The following is a 533-nucleotide window of genomic DNA, read 5'->3' on the forward strand; positions in this document are numbered from 1 at the left end:
GGTAGTCGCAATGGAAGCCCTACTGAATCCTGACGTAGCACAAGCATGCGAGTATCCGGGTAATGAGTCACGAATGAACTGGGAATCAACGCCTTTTCCTGTGCTAACTGATGCTCAGTTTCATCAGTGGCAAGCATTACTTGAAGATCGAACTGGGATGTACATCTCGTACTATCACCGGTCGCTTCTCCAATCGAATCTAATCATTCGAATGAGAGAGATTGCATGCGCTAGCTTTGACGACTACTACGCAAAAGTATGTGCCAAGCCAAGCGGCATCGTCGAGTGGAACACTTTGCTCGATAGAGTGATGGTTCAGGAGACACGTTTTTACCGAAATCCTGAGTCGATGGAGTTATTTTGCGAATATCTAACTGATCAAATTCGCAGAAAATCTCGAAACGAAGCGATAAACATATGGAGTGTAGGTTGCAGCTCCGGAGAAGAACCATATACCTTGGCGATGCTTTGCCAACAAATGCTTCTGAAAGAAAAAAGAGCGTTAAGTAACTTTGGTGTTACTGCAACAGATA

The 533-nt window shown here is 44.7% G+C and carries 1 protein-coding gene; it reads left to right on the forward strand.

Annotated features, from left to right (window positions below; translation table 11 throughout):
• A partial coding sequence (locus tag A3766_RS09675; RefSeq protein WP_304440958.1) for a CheR family methyltransferase occupies positions 1-533 on the forward strand: 533 nt, incomplete at both ends.

Source organism: Oleiphilus sp. HI0132 (genome assembly GCF_001635845.1).